The sequence below is a fragment of the Roseomonas marmotae genome, from assembly GCF_017654485.1.
GTDB classification, from domain to species: domain Bacteria; phylum Pseudomonadota; class Alphaproteobacteria; order Acetobacterales; family Acetobacteraceae; genus Pseudoroseomonas; species Pseudoroseomonas marmotae.
The window spans coordinates 17503-40181 of record NZ_CP061096.1 but is presented as its reverse complement, the minus strand read 5'-3'; the positions used below and the strand labels follow the sequence as shown (position 1 = coordinate 40181).

The following is a 22679-nucleotide window of genomic DNA, read 5'->3' as shown; positions in this document are numbered from 1 at the left end:
CAGCCCCGGTTGTGTTGCCAAGTCTGCGGTGGGCTGCAGATGGCCTGGATAGCAGCCGGATCCGGATCCGCTCCGGCATTGAGCATGTCTTTGCCGCCCAGAAGCACCGCATGGCGCTCTTTGTGCGCACCATCGGCATCGCCCGGGCGCAGGTGAAGATCGGCATGGCCAATCTCGCCTACAACTTCACCCGTCTCGCCAGGCTCAGCACCCGAACTGCGCCCGCGAAGAGCGGCACCGGACCTCCTCAAGCGATCACCCCACCCCCATCAGCAGGGGGGCGTCATGACCTGAGACGACAATCCTGCTCACAGACGCCGCACAGCAGCGGGTATTTCGAGGTTTCCGGCTGACTGCCGAGCTGCCGAAGCCTTGCTGCAGGACCTGCCAGCCGACAGCCTGGTCATGGCCGATCGTGCCTCTGACACCAATGCTGTCCGTCAGCAGGTCCAGAGCCAGGGCGCCGTGCCCAACATCCCGCCGAAGCGGAACCGCCTCTGGAAGTGCTGCTTCAGCCCATTCCTCTATCGCAGCCGCAACGCCATCGAGCGCATGTTCTGCCGCATCGAGGACTTCCACCGCATCGCCACCCGATACGACAAGCTGGCCACCAACTTACTGGCCGCCGTCCAGCTCGCCGCCATCGTCAGCTACTGGTTATGAGGCCTCACCCAGAAACAAGCGGTTGCGACGAGTGCGATGGCAGACAGGAAGTTCCTGGCGAGGCGGCCATAGCGGGTGGCGATGCGACGCCAGCCTTTCATGCGTCCGAACATGTGCTCGATGACGTTGCGGCCGCGGTAGGCGCGGCGGTTCAGCGGATGGGGTCTACGGCGGGCGCGGGTGGATGGAATGACCACCTCAGTGCCCTGCGCCTCCAGGGGCTTGCGGAGGTGATCGGCATCATAGGCTTTGTCGGCAGGTATACGACGTGGCGCAGCGCTTCATCGCGGCCGCCAAGGCGGTCAGGCGCGAGGAGCAGGCGAAGGCGGCCGAGAGAATGCGCCTTGGATAGAAATCGGAGATTTGACTAAAGCAGTGTTTGAGGATGGAGCAGAACGAGATGCTCCAGGAGAGGGTTGGCGGCATGGTGAGACAGGGATCCGTCAGCGCGGCGGCCACCTTCTGGGGGAAGGCGCAGCCGCAGGACCCGACAAAGCCCGGCATGCATCCTTTGCCAGCTCATTCGCTGGATGTTGCAGCGGTCGCACTTCTGTTGCCGCGTCGAGTGATGGCAGGTCTGACCACGCCTACCCTCGGCTTCTTCGTGGCGCTGCATGACATCGGCAAGTTCTCCCGCAGCTTTCAGGCCATGGCACCAGAGCATTGGCCGAATTCTGTGCTGGGGCCTCTGCCAGCCTCTCGCCCGAGCGGAGCCCGACATGATGCGCTCGGCCTGCATCTGATGCGGGATTCTCTGGAGGAGGATCTGGCGGATCTGCTGCCGGCTCCGCTTGGCTGGAAGCACAGCGACAAGGCGCATATCTGGCGCGCTTTGGCAGGTCATCACGGCCGCCCCGCAGCCGAAGGCGCAGATCCAGGCCCCGCCACGCTGTGCCGGGATTGCATTGGCGCGGCCCGCGACTTTGTGGCGGACTTGCGCAACATCTTCCATCCTGCGGCCTGGACCCGCCCAGCCCTGCCCGATCTCGTGGCCTGTAGCTGGCGGCTGGCCGGTCTGGTGACGCTGGCCGATTGGATCGGCTCCCGCCAAGCCTGGTTTCCCTATGTCGGCGCTGCGGCTCTGGCGAACCCGGCCGGCTACTTCTGGGACCATGCTCTGCCGCGCGCGGCTGCTGCCTTGTCAGCCGCAGGTCTCTCGCCAGCCGCGCCGGCCTCCTTCGCCGGACTGCAGGGGCTGTTCCCGGGCGTGACCCTGCCATCACCCCTTCAACGCTGGGCGGAGACCGTCGAACTGCCTGCGGGCCCTGTCTTGGCGGTGATCGAGGACCTGACCGGCAGTGGCAAGACCGAGGCCGCCCTGACCCTGGCGCACCGGCTGATGGCGCAGGGCCGGGCAGGAGGTCTTTATATGGCGCTGCCGACCATGGCCACAGCGAATGCTATGTTCGGGCGGCTCGCCGTTTCGTATCGCGGCTTGTTCGCGGCGGAGGCGCGTCCCTCCCTTGCCCTGGCGCATGGCCATGCGGCACTGGATCCACGCTTTGCCGCTTCCCTGGCGCCGGGTCCGCCCCCCGCCCGTACCTTCGGTACGGAGGACCAAGCGGAAGCGCAATGCGCTGCCTGGCTGGCCGACGATCGCCGCCGGGCGCTGCTGGCGCAGGTCGGCGTTGGTACGCTGGATCAGGCGCTGCTGGCGGCTCTGCCGGTCCGCCACGCCCCGCTGCGGCTGCAGGGGCTGGCCGACAAGGTGCTGGTGGTCGACGAGGCGCATGCCTTTGATCCGTATATGCGCACCGAATTGGCAGCCCTGCTGCGCTTCCAGGCGGCACTGGGCGGCTCTGTGGTGCTGCTCTCCGCCACCTTGCCGCGCGTGCAGCGGCAGGCACTGGTGAATGCCTTCCGCGCCGGGTTGGGCGCAGCTCCGGCTGCGCTGGTGGAAACGGCCTATCCCCTGGCCACCCTGGCTGCGGCGGCAGGCACCACCGAGACACCCTGCGCCGTCCGCGATGGACTGGCGCGCAGCCTGGCTGTCACACGGCTGGACGATGCGGCGGCAGCGCTGGTGCGCATTGTCGCCGCAGCCCGGGCCGGTGCTGCTGTTGCCTGGGTGCGCAACACAGTGGACGACGCCATTGCTGCCGCCCGGGCTCTGCGTGAGCAAGGGTTGGAACCGCTGTTGTTCCACGCACGCTTCGCCATGGCGGACCGGCTGGCGATCGAGGCCAAGGTGCTGCGTTGCTTCGGACGGGACAGTCACCGTCCAATGCGGGAGGCCGTGCTGGTGGCGACCCAGGTGGTGGAGCAGTCACTGGACCTGGATTTCGATCTTCTGGTCAGTGATCTTGCCCCTGTCGACCTGCTGATCCAACGCGCCGGGCGTTTGTGGCGGCATCAGCGGCCGGAAGACGAGCGTCCTTTGCCCTCACCCGAATTCCTGGTCGTCTCTCCCGCTCCGGTGGAAGCGCCGGCGGCGGACTGGATCGCCGGGCCGCAACCAGGCACGGCGGCAGTCTATCGTGACCCGGCGCTGCTCTGGCGTGGCGCGCGGGCGCTGTTCGGCCGTGGCATGCTGACGACACCGGGCGATATGCGTCCTCTGATCGAGGAAGCGGCGGATGCCAATGCGCCCGGCGCCCTCCCGCCCGCACTGGCCGCCGCTGCCGGGCGGGCCTATGGGATTGCCCTGGGCCATACGGAGATCGCCCGGCAGAACACATTAGAGGTCGGCAAAGGCTATGCCGCCGGGCAGGGCGCCTGGGATTCGGATATCCGCACGCCCACTCGACTGGAAGAACGCCCGCGCGTCACGCTGCGGCTGGCGCTGCTGCAGGATGGCATGGTGGTGCCCTATGCCCAAGATGCCGATATCGCACGAGCCTGGGCGTTATCCGAGGTTGGCGTGCTGCGCCATCGCATCGGCACCTGCCCCCCACCAGCCGGTCTGGAGGCCGCGGTCGCGGCGGCGCGAAGCCGCTGGGAGCGGTGGGAGAGGGAGGCGGAGGATCTGCTGCTGGCGGTGCTGACACCGGCGGGAGATGGGTTTGGTGTTGCCGTTCAACCTGAGACAGGTAAGGCTGCCATGCTGCACTACGATCCGCAGCATGGCTTGCAATGGGCCGCCTCCGCCAAAGCGGGATGAACCGTGATTGCCTGACAAGCAAGCGCCGGTTGCTCAGAGTTCCCTGCGATGCGGGGACGTAGATAGAAATTGGAAGTGATTACCTGAAAATGCATTGCGCATCGGCGCTCTGCATGGTTTCTTTCGGAGAAGAAACAGAAAAAAGGCTTGCGTGTGGAACCGGCCTTCAACCTCCTTGAGCAAACTTGGCTTCCCGTTCTTCGCCGCTCTGGCCCCGCTACCATCCGACCCGCCCAGATCACCGAGGCTCTCGATACCGATCCTGTTCTTGCCATTGACTGGGCCCGCGCCGATTTCCGTATCGCAACGCTGGAATTCCTTATCGGATTGCTCGCCACGGCCTGCCCGCCGGAGGACAGCGATGCCTGGATGGCAGGCTGGTTTCATCCGCCCAACCCCGCTGCGCTGGACGCCGCCTTCGCGCCCATCACGCATGCTTTCAATCTGGATGGCGAGGGCCCGCGCTTCCTGCAGGATTTCGAGGATCTGGTCTCGGGCGCCGAGCCCATCGAGCGCCTGCTGATCGAGGCTCCTGGTGGGAGCACGATCACCAAGAACACCGATCTGCTGGTGCGGCGTGGGCGGGTCGCATCGCTGGGCCGCGCCGCAGCAGCCATGATGCTCTATACCTTCCAGTCCTGGGCGCCCGCAGGCGGGGCCGGCAATCGCACTGGGCTGCGGGGCGGCGGGCCGCTGATTACCCTGGTGCTGCCATCGCCCGATGCATCACTCTGGCACCTGCTCTGGGCCAATATGCCCTGCCACGAAAAGCCTGACCCGCAGGATTTTCCGAGGATCTTTCCTTGGCTCGCGCCAACCGTTACCTCGGAAGCCGACCGCACCGTCACGCCGCAGCAGGCGCATACGTTGCAGCTCTGGTGGGGCATGCCGCGCCGCATCCGGCTGGATTTCGCACCCCTAGCCGCGCCCGCGCCCTGTGATCTGACAGGCGTGCCGGACAGCGTACAAGTCGTATCCTGGCGGCAGCGGCCGCGTGGGGCAAATTACGCCGGATGGGGCGACTTGCATCCATTGACCCCGCGTTATCAGGTGAAGCCCGCGACCGAGGTCTTGCCAGTGCATCCGCAGCCCGGCGGCATCGGCTATCGCCATTGGCTGGGTCTGGTGGCCAGTAGCGGTGACGGCCTGCGCCGCCCCGCGCCCAGCGTCGCTGCCTGGCGCGACGAACGTGTCGCAGATGTCTTCGGCGCCCAGGCCCGACGCACCCCCGCTCGATTGCTCGCCGCGGGTTATGACATGGATAATATGAAGGCCCGCGGCTTCGTCGAAACAGAGATGCCGCTGCCTGGCAATGGGGATCTGAAGACCCGGCAGGCTATGGATGCTCTTGCGAAGGATTTGGTGCTTGCCACGGAGCAAGTTGCCAGCCTGCTGCGTGGCGCCGTACGCGCAGCACTGTTCAGCGCTGGTGCGACGGTCAAGCTGGACGCGGAAGTCTTCTCCACTCTGCGCGAACGCCTGTGGGATCAAACTGAAGCAAGCTTCTTTGCCAGCCTGGAAGCCGCGGCCGCTGGCGTCACCACGGGGCGGCAGGACTGGATGCCGCTGCTGCGTCGCATTGCCCTGGCATTGTTTGATGAAGCCGCCCCGCTGCACCCGCACACGGCCGGCAGTGCTGCGCCGCGCATCGGCCGCGCCCGGCGCAACTTGCTCTTCGCCTTGACCGGCTTCGGCAAGGACGGCGCCGCCCTCTTCACCCTGCTGCAGTTGCCTGTTGCGGAGAGCAAGGCACGCAAAAAGGAGAAAGCCGCATGAGCCGGCAGCAACCTCATGTCGCTGCCGCTTGGTGGCGCGATCTGCAGGGCATTGTCCCAGGCAAGCCGGAGCGCAAGCCCGCTGATCGCGCCGCCCTGGCGCAGCTCCGCCATTGCGCCACGATCACCGAGGCCATGCAGCATCGCGCGGCCATTGAGCTGTTCCGTCGCTGCGGCGCCACCCACGCCGCTCAGTTACCAGAGATTGCGCTGACCGCCGCCACCCTGGCGCATGTGCGCACCGATGCACCCGACATTACCATTGCCTCCGGCATTGGCCCCGAGGCTCCAGACAAGCCCGAGACTGCTCTGCTGAAGCCTGTGCGCTTTCGCCGCCTGCTTGAAGCGGAGAGTCCGGATGAACGCCTGACCGCCTTCCGCCGCTTGGTGGCCCTGGCTGGCGGCAGGCTCAACGTCACCGATCTGGCCGATGCTCTGCTGCACTGGACCGAGGGCACCAAGCGCCGCTGGATCTACGATTACTGGAAGGCGGGCCGCCCGCTGGACACCCTGCAAGCCGCACCGAAGACCGAGGACAGCGCCGCATGAACCGCTTTCTGCAACTCCACCTGCTGACCTTTTTTCCGCCGGCCAATCTGAACCGCGATGATACCGGCCGACCGAAGACGGCTGTGGTCGGTGGCGTCACGCGGCTGCGCCTCTCCTCGCAGGCCCTGAAGCGCGCCTGGCGCAGCTCCGAGATCTTTTCCAATGCCCTGGCCGGGCATCTGGGCGAGCGCACCCAGCGGCTGGGCGAGGTAATCCTGGGCCACCTCCTGACCGGCGGCATGGCAGAGGACAAGGCGCTGCTCGTCGCCCGCGAGATTGCCAGCGTCTTCGGCAAGGTGAAGGACGCCAAGGACAAGGCGCCAACCCGCATTGAGCAACTGGCCTTTGTGGCGCCCGAGGAAAAGGCTGCTGCCCTGGCTCTGGCCGATCGTGCTTTGGCTGGTGAGAAGATCGACGCGAAGGCAGCAGGCCTGCTGCGCAGCGCTGATACTGCCGCCGATATCGCCTTGTTCGGCCGCATGCTGGCCGATGATCCCGGCTATAACCGAGAAGCCGCGGCTCAGGTGGCCCATGCCATCACCACCCACAAGGTGACGGTGGAGGACGACTACTACACCGCAGTCGATGACCTGAAGCTTCCCAGCGAAGATGCCGGCGCCGGCTTTCTTGGCGAGGCAGCATTTGGGTCCGGCGTCTTCTATCTCTACCTCTGTATCGACACCGCGCTGCTGGTGAAGAACCTGGGCGGCGACCAGGAACTGGCCGAGACCGCGCTTGCTGCGCTGGTCGAGGCGGCGGCGACCACCGCGCCGCGAGGCAAGCAGAACAGTTTCGCGGCGCATGGCCGCGCCGCCTATCTGCTGGCCGAGCGCGGCGACCAGCAGCCCCGCACCCTGGCCGGGGCCTTTGCCCGGCCGGTGGAGGCCGCCGACGACCCTGGGCGTGGTCTGGTCGATGCCTCCATCGCCGCGCTGCAGGCTTTCCGCCAGGATCTTGATGCGGCCTATGGCCCAGGCTGTGCGGAGGAATGCAGCCTGCAGGTGGGCGGCAAGGGCAGCCTGCGCGATGTGCTGGCTTTTGTGCGGGGGACACCATGCCCCGCTACCTGACCTTTGCCCTGGTCGCGCCGCTAGCCTCCTTCGGCAGCCTGGCGGTGGGGGAAAGGCGGGAGGGCTGGGACCGGCCGGCGCGCTCCGCCGTGCTCGGCCTCATTGGCGCTTGCCTTGGGCTGGAACGAGAGGACGCACCGGCCCAAGCCGCGCTCGCCGTGGACTACGGCTTGGCCCTGCTCTGCCACGCACCGGGGCGGCTGCTGGCGGATTTTCACACCGCCCAGGTGCCGTCAGCCCGGCGCAACCAGCGCTTCGCCACCCGCGCGCAGGAACTGGCAGCACCGGATCTGAACACCATCCTGTCCCGCCGCGATTACCGCAGCGGCGCCTGGCACTTGGCCGCGCTTTGGGCTTGTGGTCAGCCGCGCTGGTCGCTGGAGGCGATCGCGGAGGCGATGCGGAACCCGGTCTTCGTGCCTTATCTGGGACGGAAATCCTGTCCGCTGGGCCTTCCGCTGGCGCCAGACTGCGTCGAGGGCACGGATGCCCCGGCGGTGCTGATGGCACGGCAGGAAAAGGGCCCTGAGGCCCGGCTTGATGAAGAGCGCGTCAGGCAGCGTCGCACGCCCTTGCGTCGGTATCTGGCTGACCAGCCCGGCCCGGGCCTGGTGGCTATGGACGCGCCCCCGGCTGGCCTTGCTCCTGGCGCCCCCGGCTATATCGCCCCTGACGATCCACGCCGGCGCCGCGTGGAGCAGCGCCGCGATCAGCCGCGCAACCGGGCCCGTTGGCAATTCGACCTGCGTCAGGAACTGCTGCTGGCACCGCAAGGAGGGCAGGACGCATGACCGGCTTGACCCTCTCCCGGATCCGCCTGAAGCGGGATGCCTCGGTGGCCGCCCTGGCACCGCTGCTGCTGCCGGAGGCCGGCGGTGCCCGTATGGTGGCTGGTCACGGTCTGCTCTGGTCGCTTTTCGCCGACGGACCTGATCGGCGACGCGACTTCCTGTGGCGGGAAGATGCACCAGGCCAGTTCATGACGCTCTCCGCCCGGGCCCCCAGTAACCCGCATCAGCTGTTCCAGATCGAGAGCAAGGATTTCGCCCCGGCGCTGTCGCCCGGGGACCGGCTGGGCTTCACGCTGCGGGCCAATCCGGTGATCTCACGCTCCGCCGGGCCTGGGCAGCGTGGCCGACGGCATGATGTGGTGATGGATGCCTTGCACAGCGTCCCGCGGGGCGAGAGGGCCGAGGCGCGCCCTGCTGCTGTGTCGGCTGCTGGCCGCGCCTGGTTTGACCGTCAGGGCGCGACCTCTGGCTTCGCGGTGGAAGGCGAGGTGAACGTCGACGGCTATGACCGCATTTCGCTGCCGCGCGAGGGAGGCCGGGATCGTGCTGCCATCTTTGGCGTGCTGGACCTGACCGGTATCCTGGTCGTTCGAGATGTGGCGTTGTTCCTGCCGGCGCTGGCTGCCGGCTTTGGGCGGGCGCGAGCCTTTGGCTACGGGCTGATGCTGATCCGGCGCGCCGGCTGATGCAGCGGAGGCCGGCGTGAACGACCGTCCCATCCCCGGCTTGCCACCGCCGAAGCCCCTGCCGATCCGTGAAAGGTCTTCCATTCTTTTCGTCGAGAAGGGTCGGTTAGACGTCTTGGATGGCGCCTTCGTTCTGGTGGATGAGGGCGGCATCCGCACGCACATCCCGATCGGTGGCCTGGTCTGCCTGATGCTGGAGCCAGGGACGCGTGTAAGCCATACCGCCGTCGCTTTGGCCGCACGGGTCGGTACCCTGTTGATCTGGGTGGGGGAGGCGGGTGTTCGCCTCTATGCCGCAGGCCAGCCCGGCGGCGCGCGAGCGGACCGCCTGCTGCTGCAGGCGCGGTTGGCATTGGAGGATGACGCGCGTCTGCGGGTGGTCCGCAAGATGTACACCTTGCGCTTCAACGAAGAGGCACCGGCCCGGCGCTCCATCGACCAGTTGCGCGGCATCGAGGGCGCCCGAGTACGCGAGACCTATCGCCTGCTGGCACAGCGCCATGGTGTAAGTTGGGATGGGCGGCACTATGACCCGCATGCTTGGTCAACGGCGGACCTGGTGAACCGCTGCCTTTCGGCCGCGACCGCCGCCTTGTATGGCATCACGGAGGCCGCGATCCTGGCTGCCGGCTATGCCCCTGCCATTGGCTTCCTGCACAGCGGCAAGCCCCAAAGCTTTGTCTATGACATCGCCGACATCCTGAAGTTTGACACGGTGGTGCCGGAGGCCTTTCGCGTCGCTGCTGCTTTTGAGCATGGGAAACCTTTGGGCGGCCGCCTGGTGACGGAGCCAATCGCTGAGGTGCGTCGCCGCTGCCGTGATGCTTTTCGCCAGGCCGATGTGCTGTCGCGTCTGATCCCTTTGATTGAGGAAGTCCTGGCGGCCGGCGGCTTGCCTCTCCCCGAGGCACCGGTTGAAGCCATGCCAGTTGCTTTCACCGATCCAGATAGGCAGGGCGATGCTGGTCATCGTGGTTGAGAATGCGCCACCGCGACTGCGTGGCCGTCTGGCAGTCTGGCTGCTGGAGGTACGGGCGGGGGTCTATATTGGAGCCTACGGCCGCCGTGCGCGGGAGATGATGTGGGGGGAGGTCTGCGCCTCCATCGAGGAGGGCAATGCCGTTATGGCTTGGCCTGTCCCGAACGATGCTGGCTTTGCTTTCGAGACCTGTGGAAGGAACCGGCGCGTCCCGGTTGAGCTTGACGGGTTCCGCCTTGTCAGCTTTGGCCCCGATGTTGCACTCCCTACCATGCCGGGGCCGATGGCAGGTTCTGGGCGCCGTCCCGGCGGCGGTGGATAGAGGCACTGCGGTCGGTAAGTTCATTGACAATAGAATATGCACGTGAAATCAATGGCTTCTAGGAAGAGTGTTCCCCGCAGGCGCGGGGATGAACCGACCAAGTGGGTTATCGTTTCGACGGGCGAAAAGTGTTCCCCGCAGGCGCGGGGATGAACCGACTACCTTGCTTTACACTAGGAGCCCTCTTACGTGTTCCCCGCAGGCGCGGGGATGAACCGGCGTATGCCGATCAACCCGGATACGCCCCCCTGTGTTCCCCGCAGGCGCGGGGATGAACCGCTTGACCTTGAATACGCGCTGATTGGCTCTGGGTGTTCCCCGCAGGCGCGGGGATGAACCGGAGACATACTTGCTGTCGCCCGCGTGCAGCGGGTGTTCCCCGCAGGCGCGGGGATGAACCGTCACCGACCCGAACCTCCCCAATCCGGAGGGCGTGTTCCCCGCAGGCGCGGGGATGAACCGACCATCAAGCTTGCGGAGGCAATCAACGACCCGTGTTCCCCGCAGGCGCGGGGATGAACCGTCGCCGTCGGTCATGTAGCGGGCGGCCTCGGTGTGTTCCCCGCAGGCGCGGGGATGAACCGATCGCCGCCCGCAACGTCCGCAGCGGCGACAAGTGTTCCCCGCAGGCGCGGGGATGAACCGGCCCGCGTGATCATTGAGATGCCAAAGGGCGAGTGTTCCCCGCAGGCGCGGGGATGAACCGGTGACGGCTTACATGCTCGCGAGAGACGCCCTGTGTTCCCCGCAGGCGCGGGGATGAACCGTACGGCCGCGAGTTCCAATACTGCTCGTTCGTGTGTTCCCCGCAGGCGCGGGGATGAACCGGGCAGGCCACAGTCAACGGCGTTGCCTACTGGGTGTTCCCCGCAGGCGCGGGGATGAACCGAACTACCGGCGGAATGCCGCGAACACCGGCTGGTGTTCCCCGCAGGCGCGGGGATGAACCGCGCTACGACCAGGCGTCGCCGACCGAGCGCAAGTGTTCCCCGCAGGCGCGGGGATGAACCGGACCTGACCGATGGCCTGGTTGTGGACGCCAGGTGTTCCCCGCAGGCGCGGGGATGAACCGAGGCGATCCTGCGTCAGGGATATGGCGACTGGGTGTTCCCCGCAGGCGCGGGGATGAACCGGCCGCGAAGAACGCCGCGCAATGGGTCCAGTGGTGTTCCCCGCAGGCGCGGGGATGAACCGGGCGCCGAGGCGAACCTTGAGACGGCGCTGGCGTGTTCCCCGCAGGCGCGGGGATGAACCGCCCGGCAGGTTCTCGGTGAACCGGCCCGCCTCGTGTTCCCCGCAGGCGCGGGGATGAACCGCCGTGCCGAATGCGGTCATCGTCGGGCCTGACGTGTTCCCCGCAGGCGCGGGGATGAACCGGTGCATCTCCCGCTGATGCGCGGGACCATCGAGTGTTCCCCGCAGGCGCGGGGATGAACCGACCGTCGCGAAATCCTTGTAGGGATCGCGCTTGTGTTCCCCGCAGGCGCGGGGATGAACCGGAGCCCCCGCATGACCCCGCCCGCTGACACCGGTGTTCCCCGCAGGCGCGGGGATGAACCGATATCGCGAATGTCGTCACTGAGGGCCTTGCGGTGTTCCCCGCAGGCGCGGGGATGAACCGCCGACAGCCGTTTCGCGGTTTCTGGCGACCGGGTGTTCCCCGCAGGCGCGGGGATGAACCGCTAGAGGACGCGATCGCCGAGATGGCCGCCGAGTGTTCCCCGCAGGCGCGGGGATGAACCGGGCCGCGACAACAACGCCGACATTGCCGCCGAGTGTTCCCCGCAGGCGCGGGGATGAACCGGTCGCCTCCCAGGAGCAGGCCCAGGCGGCGAAGTGTTCCCCGCAGGCGCGGGGATGAACCGATGCAGGCTGGGGGTGGCGGCGCTGCTGCCGCGTGTTCCCCGCAGGCGCGGGGATGAACCGTTGTAGAGCCAGTCGAAGCGGCGGAACATCCCGTGTTCCCCGCAGGCGCGGGGATGAACCGCCGTCGCAGGGGCGCTCGCCCTTTATGACCAGGTGTTCCCCGCAGGCGCGGGGATGAACCGTCCTCGGTGGTGGGCTTGAAGGCGATGGGGCCGTGTTCCCCGCAGGCGCGGGGATGAACCGGCCCTCTGGGAGATCATGGGCGAGCCGCTGGCGTGTTCCCCGCAGGCGCGGGGATGAACCGGCCCGATGGGCGAGGCAAATGGAAAGCCTACTGTGTTCCCCGCAGGCGCGGGGATGAACCGCCGCGCATGGCGCCATTCTCCGCCGGCTGCACCAGGACGGACTGCCCCTTGGTCCCGGGGCCATTGGGATGCACGGTGATCCAGCGCGCGCCAGGCAGAAGCGCCTTGAACAGGTCGTAAAAGGCGCTTAGGTATTGCGCTGCCTGGATCGGACGCCTGGCCTCGGCTGGGCTGGCAACCGGGTGGAGTTCTGCTCCACCGTGACCGGATGGCACAGCAAACGGAAGAACCGCGTGGCTACCCAACACCCCGGCCAAAAGGCCGGGGTTTCGGTTTTCTTGAGGGTGTTTGCGTGTTCCCCGCAGGCGCGGGGAGGAACCGGACGAGGCCAGCAACACGCTGGCGCTGACCAGGCAGCAGGAAGGCGGAAACGCCCATCGATGGATGCTTAGGCCTCGCCCACGTTCGACAGATCGGCACGCATCGTCAGTTCGCGTGCGTGCAGTGTCGCAGTGTGTCATTACCGCTGCGCATCAGCAGCACCGGGGACCAGATGGTGCCGGTGGACAGGATGGTCTCGTGCGCTCCGACCAAGCAGCGACGCGTGCGACTGCTAATGAAAGTCCCGGCTCCCCGGCATCTTCACCGATCGCCGTGATCCCGGATCAGGTCGCCGCACCTCATCCGCACGTCCCAGCGCCGCGTCACCCCAGGGCAGGTTCGTCTCGCGGTGCATCAGGCTGTTCAGCAGGTCGGTGCGGTCGACCAGCGTCCGGCAGATCAGGTGGGTGATCGGCACCTCGGCGTGCTCCGTCTCGCGCTCGATCTTCGCCTCCACCAGCAGCAGCCGGGCACCCAGCAGCGCCGCCCGGTCCCGCGCGCCCACATCGGCCCAGACCACCAGATTGGCGGTCCCAAATTCGTCCTCGACGGTGACGAACACCACCCCTTTGGCCGTGCCCGGCCGCTGCCGCATCAGCACGAGGCCGGCGAGCTTGACCCGGCTCCCCGGCGGCAGGCGGGCGATCCCCCGCGTGTCCCGGCAGCTCAGCGCCCGCAGCTGCGGCCTGAGCAGCGCCAGCGGGTGATTTCCGAGTGTCAGCCCGGTCGCGGTGTAGTCCAGCACCACCGCCTGACCGAGGCTCTCTTGGGGCAGGTCCGGCGCGGGCTCTCTCAGCAGCGGTGGCTCACCAACTGCGGCCTGTTCCACCGCCAGCTGGAGCAGAGGAGGGACATCATTCTCCACGCCCCTGGCCGCCCAGAGCGCGGCCCGGCGGCCGGTGCCCAGGCTGCGAAAGGCATCCGCCTGCGCCAGCGCCTCCATCGCCTTGCGGGTGATGTTGGCCCTTCTGACCACTTCTTCCGGCGAGGCGAAGGGCGAGCCGTTGCCGCCGCTGCGGGCCTTGACGATCTGCTGGCCGTCCTGCGCCGAGAGGCCGGAGGCCAGCCGCAGGCCCAACCGCAGCGCATAGCCCTCGGCACTTCTGGGCTCCGGCTCCAGCGCGCAGTCCCAGAGGCTGGCATTCACATCCAGCGGGCGGATCTCGACGCCGTGCTCCTTGGCATCCCGCACGATCTGCGCCGGCGCGTAGAAGCCCATCGGCTGGCTGTTCAGCAGGGCGGCCGCGAACACCGTCGGATGGTGGCACTTCAGCCAGGAGGAGGCATAGGCCAGGTGGGCAAAGGAGGCGGCATGGCTCTCCGGAAAGCCGTAGGAGCCGAAGCCTTCTATTTGTTTGAACGCCCGCTCGGCGAGCTCGGGATGGTAGCCGCGGCGAACCATGCCGGTGATCAGCCGCTCGCGGTACTCGCCCACCCCCTGCGTGTGCTTGAAGGTCGCCATGGCCCGGCGCAGCTTGTCGGCCTCTTCCGGCGTGAAGCCGGCGGCGACCATGGCCACGCGCATCGCCTGCTCCTGGAACAGCGGTACGCCCAGCGTGCGCTGCAGGACGTTCTTCAGCTCATCGGGGTGGCCGTGCTCCTTGCCGGGAGAGGGGTAGACCGGCTCCTCCTCGCCCCAGCGGCGGCGCAGGTAGGGATGCACCATGTCGCCCTGGATCGGGCCGGGGCGGATGATCGCTACCTGGATCACCAGGTCATAGAATCGCTCCGGTCTGAGCCGCGGCAGCATGTTCATCTGCGCCCGGCTCTCCACCTGAAAGACGCCGAGGCTGTCCGCCCGCCGCAGCATGGCATAGGTCTTGGGGCAGTCCTTCGGCACGCCGGCCAGATCCAACTCGATCCGGTGGTGCTGCCTTAACAAAGAAAAGCCGCGGCGCAGGCAGGAGAGCATGCCGAGCGCCAGCACATCGACCTTCAGCAGGCCGAGGGCATCGATGTCGTCCTTGTCCCACTCGAGGACGGTGCGGCCCTCCATCGCCGCGTTGGTCACCACCGCCAGCTCGATCAGCGGCCCCCGGCTCATCACGAAGCCACCCACATGCGTCGCCAGGTGGCGCGGGAAGTCTTGGATGTCTTCGGCGAGTTCCAAGGCCAAGGCGAGGCGGCGATCCATCGGATCCAACCCCTCGGAGCTAGCGACCTCACTGAGGCTGCTGTCGCGCCCTGGCCCCCAGGACCCCTTGGCCAGCCTGGCGGTGACGTCCTCCGACAGCCCCAGCGCCTTGCCGACCTCGCGCACCGCCGAGCGGGCGCGGTAGCGGATGACGGTGCCGGCGATCGCCGCCCGCTCGCGGCCGTAGCGCTCGTAGATGTGCTGGATCACCTCCTCCCGCCGCTCGTGCTCGAAATCGACGTCGATGTCGGGCGGCTCATTGCGGTTGGCCGAGACGAAGCGCTCGAACAGCAGGTCGTGCTTGGAGGGATCCACCGCGGTGATGCCCAGCACGTAGCAGCAGGTGGAATTGGCCGCCGAGCCGCGCCCCTGGCACAAAATGCCCTTGCTCCGCGCAAAGCGGACGATCTCGTGCACGGTGAGGAAGTAGGCGGCGTAGTGCAGCTGCGCGATCAGCCGCAGCTCGTGGCGCAGCCGCGCCTGGATGTCGTCTGGCACTCCGCGCGGCCAGCGCGCCTCTGCCGCCGCCCAGACGCGATCCCTCAGCGTTTGCTGCGGCGTGCGGCCGGGCTCCAGGATCTCGTCCGGGTATTCGTGGCGCAGTTCCGCCAATGAGAAGCCGGAACAGGCTTGCAGGACCCGCAGCGTGTTGCTGATGGCGGCCGGGTGCCGCGCAAACAGCCGGGCCATCCGCGCCGGGCTGCGCAGCGCCCGCTCGCCATTGCGCTCGGCGCTCCGGCCCAGCGTCTCCACCGTGCGGCCGAGCCGGATGGCGGTGAGCACGTCGGCCAGACGCCGCCGCTCGCGGTGGTGATAGCGCACGTCACCCGAGGCCAGCAGCGCCGCGCCAGCCGCCTCGGCCATCGCCGCCAGCCGGTCCAGCCGCGGCTGGTCCTGGCCATCGAGGCGGCACCAGGCGCCGCAGAACAGCGGGAGTGCCAACTGCGGGCGCAGCGCCGCCGCGTCCTGCCGCAGCCGCGCGGCAAAGGCGGCATCGGGCCGCAGGGGTGGCATGAGCGCCAGACACCAGCCGCTGGCGTGCGCCAAAAGCTCCTCGCGGGTGAGGTCGCATGCGCCCTTGGGCGATCGCATGCGGCCGCGCGAGAGCAGCGTGGTCAGCCGGCCGTAGCTGGCGCGGTCGGTGGGCCAGGCGAGGTATTCGGTGCCATCCGCCAGCACGAGGCGGGTGCCGACCACAAAGGGCAGGCCGAGTTCCCTGGCCGCCACATGGCCGCGCACCACGCCCGCCAGGCTGTTGTGGTCACAGAGGCCGATGCCGGCATGGCCGAGGGCTTTGGCCTGCGCCACCAACTCGGCGGGATGCGAGGCGCCGTCGAGCAGGGAGAAGTTGGAGCGGGCGCCCAGTTCCGCATAATCGGGCGGCATGGCTCAGGCCAGTTCCCCATGCAGGAACCAGCGCGGCGGCCGGCCGGGCTCGAGCAGACGGCAGATCCACAGGCGCGGCCCCTCCACCGTCTGCACCCGGTAGTAGTCGCGGGCCGGGCGCGCTGCATCCTCGCCCCACCATTCCGGCTCCAGCCGCTCCGGGCCGAGCACCGAGAGCACCCGGTGCGCCACCCCGCCATAGCGCAGCTGCGCCGGTGGCCCGTCCGGCACGGCGGCGGTGACCGCCAGCGGGATGGGGGTAGCCAGAAGCCGCACCGGACGGAGCTCCGCCCCCCAGTCCAGCGGCACGGCCACTGTCTCGAAGGGATCGGCTGGCACCGCGGCGTATTCCGGCCAGTGGCTCTCCAGCGGCCGCAGGCGATGCACGGCCAGGCGTTGCGCCAGCCGGTCGATCAGCGCGGCGAGGTCGGCCTCATCGGGATCGGGATCCGCATCCACCCGCTCACCGCGCAGCACCGCCTGCAGGCCCTCCAGCGGCTCGGTGACCGGCGCCGCCAGCGTCAGCCGCTCGAAACCAAGATCCGGCTCCAGCGTCCCCAGCGGCTCGGCAAACAGGCGGCGCAGATGCAGGAGGTCGCGCGAGGCGGCGCCGGTGCCGATCGCCACCTCCTGCAGCTGTCCATCCACCCGCCAGGCGCAGAGCGTCAGCCGGCGGGCGCCGCGCCCGGCCTGCAGCAGCTGCCGGCAGAGTTCGGTCAGGAGTGCCTCCAGGACATGCTCGATGGCGGGACGGGTGAGGATCGGCTCCAGGCAGTCGCGGACCGCCAGGAATTCGGCGGGCGGGCGTAGCGGCTGCACCGGGCGCCTGCGGGCGCCGCTGACGCCGTCCAGCGCATCCAAGAGCACCCGGCCAAAGCGGCGCGCCAGAGGGGCGCGGGGCTGGCGCAGAAGGTCTGCGATGCTGCGCAGGCCGAGGCGGCTGAGGCCGCTGAGCAGGTCTGGCGACAGGCGCAGCACGGAGAGGGGCAGGGGCGACACGGCGGCGAGGTCCTGCCCGGGCGGGACGATCGCACCGTCCGCCGCGCGGGCCAGGGCGGCAGCGGCCTCCGCTGTGCCGGCGAGCGCCGCCCGCACCGCGAAGCCGGCGCGTTGCAGGCTGGCGCGCACCTGCCGCAGCAGGGCGGCCTCGCCGCCGAACAGTGTGGTGCCGCCGGTGACATCCAGGAGCAGGCCATCGGGGCCATCCACCGCCGCGAGTGGGGTCCAGCGCAGGCTCCAGACGGCGAGGCGCTCCAGCAGCGCGGCATCGGCCTCCGGATCGGCCGGACGCAGTGCCAGCCCCGGGCAGATCGCCTGGGCATCGGCCAGCGCCTGGCCCGCAAAGAGGCCAGGGCCTTCGGCCGCGGTCAGCAGGCGGCGGTTGCCAGCGGTGCTCCAGGTGGCGAGGGGAACACCCCGCAGCGCCGGCTCCCGCCGCCGCAGCCGGTCGAGGGGCAGATGCGGCAGCCAGAGCGCCAGGATGCGGCGGGGCACGGCCTCATCCGGCGCTGTGCGGGGGTGTCGGGCGCCGGCGCATCAGCACGAAGCCGGCCAGCGCCAGATGCTCCATCAGCCGCTCGGCGGCGAGGCTGGCCACCATCTGGCCGCCGGAAGGTCGCGGCTTGCCGCGGGCGTCGTAACGCAGCGCATAGGAGAGCGCCTCGGTGATCTCGTCGGGGGTTGCGGCCGTCAGGTCAGTGAGCAGAGGGTCGGCAGGGTCAGGGGGATGCGAATCGTCGGCCATGGATCGAACCTATGGAAAGCATAAGAACGAATCAAGAACGCTTTTGCCTCCACCGCGTTGCTGGCGCTCTGGACTGAGAGAGGCTGGAGGTTCCAAGTCCAACCTGGGCAATGGCCGATGCGAGGGGCAATCGGTGCGACCGTCAGGAGCCCTCTCCTCTGCTGCGGATGCCAGCACCATCAGATCACTGGCTGCGGCAGGCTGGTTTCACACGGCGGCTACAAAGCCGCAGATGCCTTCCCTTGTGTCTATCTAGGCGTTTTTCGCAGGCCCGCCTCTTGCAGTCTGCTCCTGCCTGCCCTTCCCGCCGTCCCTGGTGGCCGGTTCTAGGGCCTCTCTCCTGACGGCTGGCTAGCCGACCCTGCGGTGGCCTGTGACGAGGGTTAGCGGGATGGCCGGACTCAACTTGGCTGTGGTGGCCTGGGATCCGGGGTTCCGGCTGGCCCGGCCTCTCCTCGCCTGTGGTGGCCTGTGGCGCGGGGTTCTTTAACCGGATTTTGGTTTAACCGTCTGATATCGCACGGGAAAGCGGGTTAGACATTGGGTCCCTACCATTGGTAGGTTGGAACCGGGGGCGGCGCAGAGCCCCGGTGGAAAACTATGCCGGATTTTGCCCTATAGGGCGATTTTTCGGCCTGTGAGCGGAGTTAAGGCCCTCCCGACATCCCAGAGCGCCTTTGACCCCCGAAAAACGGCCTGTGAGCGCGATTGACGGGCTTTTCGGGAGGTTGGGTCGGCCGGAACCCCGCTGGAGGGGAGGTTGGGGCGCCCCAACCCACGTTTCAGGGCCAAAGGTCGATTTTAGGCCCTTATTTCGGGGTTTCGGGTCGAAGGGTCGATTTTAGGCCCTTATTTCGGGGTTTCCGCCGAGGAGGGCGCCCCGGCCGCCCCAACCGCCCCAACCGCCCCAACCGCCCCGACCAAAACCCCTGTTTCCCTAGAGGACCATGGCTAAACGTGTGTGCGTTCCGCTATACGGAATGCATACAAATTCTCCCGAGTGATTAATAGAAAACAGGTTGGGTCGGTTGGGTCGGTTGGGGCATAGATAGTAAAAACAGCAACTTACGGCGCCCCAACCTCAAAAGCCCAGGTTGGGGCACTTCGCGGAGGTCGGGGCGGAAGGCTCCCCGAACAGGGCTGAGGCAAAAGAAAACCCCCGGAAGTCGCCCTCCGAGGGTTGCTGTGCAAACGGCGCGGCGGATCAGTCACAACCCGGCGGCGTCATCCTCGTCGAACTCGACGGCATCGTAATCCGGGCGAACCCAGCGGCGGACGCCTCCGCCCGACTTCTTCTGCAACCAGCCGAGCCCCTTCATGATGATGGAGATCCGCATCTGCATCCCCCGGTTAATGTCGCGTGCCTGGACCCCTAGCGCCTTCTCGATGACCTCGGCGGAGGTGACGCGCTCGATCCGGGGCTTGTTGATCTCGCGGCCGGCCTCGTCGATCAGGCCGCCGCTCTCCCCGTCCAGCCATTTCGCGACGGTCTCGGTCCAGGGGTCGGCCTCCGCCTCCCGCAACTCCTGTTCGGGCCGGGCGAGGTTGCGCTCCCATTCCGCATCCGGCCACCAGGGCTCCCTCTTGACCTGCTGGCGGAACACGGCCTCCGCGAGAAGCTGGTCGCGGTCCCGCGTCAGGGCCTCGGTGTCGATCCTGGCGGCCACCGTGACCGGCCAGAAACGGCGGTTGCCGGTGGTGTCGGAGAGATAGCCCGCGCCGTCCGGGTTGCTGGAGCCGTAGAAGATGCAGGAGCGGGGCTCCTCCACTTCCTCCCGCCCGAACTTCGGCACGAAGAACTCCGACTGCCGCGTGAGGAAGGCTTTCACCTCCTCGATCCTGGCCTTGCGGATGCCCGACAGTTCCGAGTGCTCGATGATCCACTTCCCGCGCAGGGCCATCGAGAGGCGGACATCATCCTGCCCCATCGGCGGCAGGCTGTCCGTGAACCACCGGCCGCCGATGATGGCGCCCACGGTGGACTTGCGCGCCCCCTGCGGGCCTTCCAGCACCAGCATGTGGTCAACCTTGCAGCCGGGCGTGTAGGCCCGTGCCACGGCCGCCAGCAGCCACATCCGGCCGGCGCCTCGCGTGTATTCGTTGTCCACGGCGCCGCAATAGACGGAGAGCCATGTGTCGAGGCGGCCAACGCCGTCCCACTCCAGGCCGCTCAGATGCTCCACCAGCGCGTTGAACTGGCTCTCGCGGGCGACGGAGTAGATCGCCGCGATAGCGTCGTCCTTGCTTGTCGTGATCCCGGAGTTCTGGAGATAGACGCGCGTGGCCGTGGTCAGGTGGTCGGACCAACTCACGGGATGGTCGTATGGGTCGTCCAGGCTCCCCTCCCCGTATTCGGGGATCGGCCTGCGGGCCACGACGCGCTGGCCCAGCGTGTCGAAGGCGAGGACGCCCTTCCAGACGGGATCGTGACTGAGGAGGACAATGGAGTTCGCCAGATTCGAGAGGATGCGGCCATCCTCGTCGGTCTTGAGCAGGTAGAGCCAGCTATCCTTCGGTGCGGCCGGCCGCAGCGCCTTCTTGGCCTCGGCGATAGAGGGCTTCGTGCCGGAGAGGCGTTTCACGGCGTCGCGGTAGGCGGTCAGCAGTTCAGCCTGATCGAGCGCGGAGAACCGCTTTTCCCGAACCTCCGTCGCGAGGGTTGTCACCTCGCCCTTGCTCGTGGCCTTCCCGAAACCGGCTTTCAGCCTGTCGACATCGAGAGAATCGCCAATCGTCTCTAGGCGCTTGGCCTCATCGTCATCCTCGTCCACTTCAACGAGGAAATCGGGGTCTTTCAGATCCTCCAGCAGCAGCCACTCTTCTTCGACAAGCCGCGTGATCCAGTGGAGGCGGTCCTTGTCTTTGCAGTGAGCGTGCAGGCAGTGGTAGGTGAAGCCCTTGACGCCGCCACGCGCCTCCGACGCATTGGAGACGAAGGTCGCGGTATCCTTCTTCGCCGAGGAGTGGTCGCCGTCGTCCACGCAGACGAGGTGCTGCCTACCCTCGTTTTTCGCATGAATGAAGCTCGCTTTGCCGCGATGCCGGAGTGCTTCGACGATCTCAAACCGGGCGCCATACTTCTTCGACCAGAGCGTCAGGTCGAAATCGCCGTAGAACACCTTTTCGCCCTTGCGGACGGCCTTGACCACCAGATCGTCGGCCGAGATGCCCTCCTCCTCCTCCAGCGCGTCCAGGTCCAGCGGCTCGCCGTCGAGGATCGCCGTCTGCGGCGCAGGCCCGTCAGCCGGGCATCTGGGCGCGTAGAACAGGCGGCTGGTGTCCGTGGTGGAGGCGTCGTGCCGGAACCCCAGCGCGGCCGAAGTGAGTTCCACTCCTGCCTTCCAGGCGGCATTCGCGGCCTCCTGGGAGGGGTAGTCGGCGGCGCGCCAGGGCTTCCGCAGGGGCAGGACCACGCGGAACTTCGGCATCTGGTCGTGGTGGATGACCTGCCGGCCGTCCTCGACATGCAGCAGGAACCCGGTATCGGCCACCGCCGGCACCACGCCATGCTCCCGCAGGTATCTCTTCGGATCTTCCCCGCCGTTCTCCTCGGCCCACTTCTTCCAGGTCGATTCCTTGACGCTGCTGAACTCCGTCTTGTGCGAATAGGAGGACGAGATCACGGCCCGCAGACCGCGCGCCTGGATCTGCGCGGCAAGCTCCTCCAGCGAGACGCCGGTATCACTGTCGAGCATCATGAAGTCGATCTGCTCGGTTTCGCCCTTCTTGCGACGCTCGCCACGGAAGATGGCGGGGACAATGCAACTGCCCTCCTTCTTGCCGACCTCGTGGGTCGTCAGGAACTCGGCCAGTTGCTCCCAGGTCATCTCTTCGTGGTTCGACTTCGGCCACGCGCTCTCCGTTGCGCTCTTGCCGAGAGTGAAGCAGTAGGTTCGCTGATCCGACATCCTGGCAACCGGCGTGGACTGTTGTGGAGAGCTCAGCAGCTGCCTGTGGCGTGCAAAAGTGAGTTGATTCACGGTCAGGCACTTCCCTTATTGGCAGATGAAGGAGCAGGTGATGTGGCATTAGAACAACAGTTGCCCGATTCTTCCAGCATGATGAGAAAGTGCCGCACTTTTCTTGGAAATCCTCTGTTCCTGACAGAGAAGAATTCATCAAACGCGTGGCGCGTTGGAGAGCAGCATGGGCAAGAGGCCCGCGCACATCATGCGTCCAGCAGATATTGTCCTGAGATGGCTGCCGCCACCGGCGCGCCGACAACAGATCGTGCAATGTCACCGCCCTCTGTTGAGAAGATGACATGCGGGACGTGCTGCGGCGTTTCGGTGAAAAGAATCCGCTGGGATGCCCGGTAGCGAGCGCGTTCGTGAGGCACAGGCGCGTGTCCTTGCAGAACTTGCGCTCTTCGCAGCGAGGAGGGCAGGCAGGCTGAGAAAAGGTGCCGCGCTGCTCTGGCAATACAGTCAACCAGGTAGAGCCGGTTGCGGCCGGGATCCCTCCCGCCTCCCGCTCAGCTGGATAGACCAGCGCCGCGCCATAGCAATGGCCAGACTTGGAATATCGGCGATCATGATGCCTGAGATGGACGTGGCGCGCCGGCACTGTCGCGGCGGAACGCCGAACTCACTTCCGAGCGGTCTTCCTGCCACGTGGAGAGGCTGCCCGGTTCCTCCAGCATTACCCCCCTGACAATGCCCGGAAATTCTGCAACGCCTTCGTCGTGAAGCCGAACTGGATGCCGGGCAGGCATCATATCACGGTGCGACAAGACCATCTGGGCGTGGCCCGCTCGGAAATGATTTCTGAGCCGCGGCAACGGCCGGCCCGCGCTCACCATACTCAGGAGCGGCAGCTGACGGGCTGCCTGTGTCAGAGGATCCTTCTCAGCGGCGCCTCGGCGGGGATACGGAAATGACTTCTCAACCCGCCTCCTGCTGGTGCGACCACGGCCTGTGAGCGCCTGA

At 67.4% G+C, this 22679-nt stretch carries 14 protein-coding genes, 2 pseudogenes and 1 CRISPR repeat array; of the genes and pseudogenes, 10 read left to right on the top strand and 6 right to left on the bottom strand.

The window, feature by feature from the left end; translation table 11 throughout:
* Nucleotides 1–47 precede the first annotated feature (47 nt).
* Both IAI58_RS22175 and IAI58_RS22170 read left to right on the top strand, forming a co-directional pair.
* Nucleotides 48–227 (top strand): annotated as a pseudogene (locus tag IAI58_RS22175) (IS5/IS1182 family transposase); the annotation flags it as partial.
* Nucleotides 228–348: 121 nt separating this feature from the next.
* Nucleotides 349–663: pseudogene (locus IAI58_RS22170) on the top strand (transposase family protein); the annotation flags it as partial.
* Here IAI58_RS22170 and IAI58_RS23580 read toward each other — a convergent pair.
* Nucleotides 651–881, bottom strand: a complete 231-nt coding sequence (locus tag IAI58_RS23580) for a transposase (protein ID WP_419555868.1) — start codon at nt 879–881, stop codon at nt 651–653. The pseudogene IAI58_RS22170 and the gene IAI58_RS23580 overlap by 13 nt on opposite strands.
* A gap of 22 nt (nt 882–903) precedes the next feature.
* Entirely contained in the window at nt 904–1167 is a 264-nt protein-coding gene (locus tag IAI58_RS22160; protein WP_207450584.1) for a hypothetical protein, read from the bottom strand.
* On the opposite strand from IAI58_RS22160, the gene cas3 reads away from it, so the two are divergent.
* The 8 genes from cas3 (at nt 1049) to cas2e (ending at nt 9935) form a co-directional block, all read left to right on the top strand.
* Entirely contained in the window at nt 1049–3763 is a 2715-nt protein-coding gene (gene cas3 / locus IAI58_RS22155; RefSeq protein WP_419555867.1) for a CRISPR-associated helicase Cas3', read from the top strand. The two genes, IAI58_RS22160 and cas3, sit on opposite strands and share 119 nt — an antisense overlap.
* A gap of 147 nt (nt 3764–3910) precedes the next feature.
* Nucleotides 3911–5539 (top strand): type I-E CRISPR-associated protein Cse1/CasA, encoded by a 1629-nt coding sequence (gene casA / locus IAI58_RS22150; RefSeq protein ID WP_207450546.1) that lies wholly within the window; start codon nt 3911–3913, stop codon nt 5537–5539.
* Entirely contained in the window at nt 5536–6087 is a 552-nt protein-coding gene (casB, locus tag IAI58_RS22145; RefSeq protein ID WP_207450554.1) for a type I-E CRISPR-associated protein Cse2/CasB, read from the top strand. Before casA ends, casB begins: the two co-directional genes overlap by 4 nt.
* Entirely contained in the window at nt 6084–7157 is a 1074-nt protein-coding gene (gene cas7e / locus IAI58_RS22140) for a type I-E CRISPR-associated protein Cas7/Cse4/CasC (protein ID WP_207450563.1), read from the top strand. The genes casB and cas7e overlap by 4 nt, the downstream gene beginning before the upstream one ends.
* Complete coding sequence (gene cas5e, locus IAI58_RS22135; protein WP_207450565.1) at nt 7142–7948, top strand: type I-E CRISPR-associated protein Cas5/CasD; 807 nt, start codon at nt 7142–7144, stop codon at nt 7946–7948. Before cas7e ends, cas5e begins: the two co-directional genes overlap by 16 nt.
* Nucleotides 7945–8634, top strand: coding sequence for a type I-E CRISPR-associated protein Cas6/Cse3/CasE (gene cas6e / locus IAI58_RS22130; protein WP_207450574.1), 690 nt, complete (start codon nt 7945–7947; stop codon nt 8632–8634). Before cas5e ends, cas6e begins: the two co-directional genes overlap by 4 nt.
* Before the next feature lie 16 nt (nt 8635–8650).
* On the top strand, nt 8651–9613 hold the full coding sequence (gene cas1e, locus IAI58_RS22125) for a type I-E CRISPR-associated endonuclease Cas1e (RefSeq protein WP_207450576.1): 963 nt from the start codon (nt 8651–8653) through the stop codon (nt 9611–9613).
* The gene (gene cas2e, locus IAI58_RS22120; protein ID WP_207450578.1) at nt 9594–9935 is read left to right on the top strand and encodes a type I-E CRISPR-associated endoribonuclease Cas2e; all 342 of its coding nucleotides are present in this window, start codon (nt 9594–9596) and stop codon (nt 9933–9935) included. Before cas1e ends, cas2e begins: the two co-directional genes overlap by 20 nt.
* Nucleotides 9936–10002: 67 nt before the next feature.
* A CRISPR array of direct repeats spans nt 10003–12166; the repeat unit is 29 nt; unit sequence GTGTTCCCCGCAGGCGCGGGGATGAACCG.
* 553 nt (nt 12167–12719) lie between these two features.
* On the opposite strand, the gene IAI58_RS22115 is transcribed toward cas2e, so the two are convergent.
* From IAI58_RS22115 to IAI58_RS22100, 4 genes are all read right to left on the bottom strand, one after another.
* Nucleotides 12720–16007 (bottom strand): error-prone DNA polymerase, encoded by a 3288-nt coding sequence (locus IAI58_RS22115; protein ID WP_208776335.1) that lies wholly within the window; start codon nt 16005–16007, stop codon nt 12720–12722.
* A gap of 3 nt (nt 16008–16010) precedes the next feature.
* Entirely contained in the window at nt 16011–17501 is a 1491-nt protein-coding gene (locus IAI58_RS22110; protein WP_207451434.1) for a Y-family DNA polymerase, read from the bottom strand.
* Nucleotides 17502–17505: 4 nt separating this feature from the next.
* Nucleotides 17506–17751 carry a hypothetical protein gene (locus IAI58_RS22105; RefSeq protein WP_207451436.1) on the bottom strand — a complete coding sequence of 82 codons (246 nt, stop codon included), beginning with the start codon at nt 17749–17751 and terminating at the stop codon, nt 17506–17508.
* A 1208-nt stretch (nt 17752–18959) separates the two neighbouring features.
* The gene (locus IAI58_RS22100; RefSeq protein ID WP_208776334.1) at nt 18960–21659 is read right to left on the bottom strand and encodes a virulence-associated E family protein; all 2700 of its coding nucleotides are present in this window, start codon (nt 21657–21659) and stop codon (nt 18960–18962) included.
* Between the last annotated feature and the right edge of the window lie 1020 nt (nt 21660–22679).